Annotated in this window: 1 protein-coding gene and 1 pseudogene; both read left to right on the forward strand. The window is 69.8% G+C overall.

The features are described from left to right. Positions 1-100, forward strand: a pseudogene (locus AB0M52_RS33955) (S-adenosylmethionine synthetase N-terminal domain-containing protein); the annotation flags it as partial. 38 nt (positions 101-138) lie between these two features. After that, positions 139-1,371 carry a DNA repair ATPase gene (locus tag AB0M52_RS33960; protein ID WP_363961990.1) on the forward strand — a complete coding sequence of 411 codons (1,233 nt, stop codon included), beginning with the start codon at positions 139-141 and terminating at the stop codon, positions 1,369-1,371. Positions 1,372-1,399 lie beyond the last annotated feature (28 nt).

A 1,399-nucleotide genomic window follows, 5' to 3' on the forward strand; every position in this document is an offset into this window, starting at 1 on the left:
CCGCCTCTTCACGTCCGAATCGGTCACGGAAGGCCACCCGGACAAGATCGCCGATCAGATCAGCGACGGCATCCTCGACGCCCTGCTCAGCCAGGGACCGGCCCGCCGGTTCCGGGGGCCGGCGCGACCGGCACCCCGATGGACGCGGCCGGGCCGGAAGGTGCCCGGCCGGGGCTGGACGACGGCAGCTACGAGGTGCTGCGTCGGCGGCTCGCCGCGCAGGCCGTCGAGTTGTCCAGGCGGGCGGCGGCGCTCAACGCCCGCCGGCTGGAGGTCTTCGGCGGCACCGAGCTGCGCCTGCTGAGCACCGAGCGGATCCGTACGGAGCACAACTGCGTACCCCGGGACATCGTCTCGGTCGGCGGGCTGATGCTGTTCGGCTACAACGTCTTCATCGGCCTCAAGCCGGAGACGACCGTCGACGATGTCTTCTCGCTGCACCGGTTCGCCCGGCAGGGGGACGCGGACGGCACGGAGGTGTTCCGGTTCGACGAGGCCGGCCCGGACGAGCTGCCCGGCCTGCTGCGTCACCCGCAGTTCGTCCGCGACTTCGGTGAGCTGTACCGCTACTACCGGCAGGCCCGCCTGCTGCAACTGCGCCGGGTCGACGGCCGGCTGCTGGCGGTGTTCCAGATTGGGCCGCGCACCGAGGACATCCGGGTGCTGCGCTGGCAGGTCGGCGTCGACAGCGTCCCCGAGTATCTGGACAGCCGGGGCGAGCGGGACCACGTCTTCCCGCCGACGCACGACTTCGAGTGGATCGAGACCACCCGCGAGAACCACGTCCTCGGCCGGCATCCGCACATCTCCATCGACGGTGAGGTCTTCGTCGAAACGGTCGGCGGCACCCTGACCGTCAAGGTGGAGAACAACACCGAGGTCGGCGAGGGCATCTACAGCGAGCCGGTGGACGAGCCGTTGCAGAGCCTCGCCGACGCCGACGTGCACTGGGCCCGGGTGGGGCCGCTGATCCTGCTGCGGCTGCGGCCGTACAAGGAGACGCAGTGGCGGCACCTGGTCTTCAACACGCTCACCCGCGCGGTGGTCCGGCTCGACGGCATCGGTATCGCCTGCCAGCGGCTGCCCGAGGACCACGGCATCATCTTCCCGGGCGGCTACCACCTGGCCACCGGCGTCACCCGTACCTTCGACACCGAGGTCACCGACCTGGAGTTCGAGCGGGTGGTGCGGTCCCCGAACGGCGAGGACGTGCTCTACGTCTTCCACGCCCGCGCCGACGGCCGCTCCCTGCTGCTGCCGTACAACGCGATCCGCAAGGAGGTCGCGGCGCCGATCCCGTGCCACGGCATTCTCGGCTCTGATGGTGATTGTGTAGTCACCCATCGCTACCCTCCGCTGTTCGTCACATGACAGCACACACCCCGACAGTGTGGTGACT

Source organism: Micromonospora sp. NPDC051296 (assembly GCF_040682255.1).
Lineage (GTDB): Bacteria > Actinomycetota > Actinomycetes > Mycobacteriales > Micromonosporaceae > Micromonospora > Micromonospora craterilacus.

Coding starts and splice junctions, on each gene's coding strand:
- AB0M52_RS33960 (WP_363961990.1), top strand. CDS start 139: ATGGACGCGGCCGGGCCGGAAGGTGCCCGGCCGGGGCTGGACGACGGC.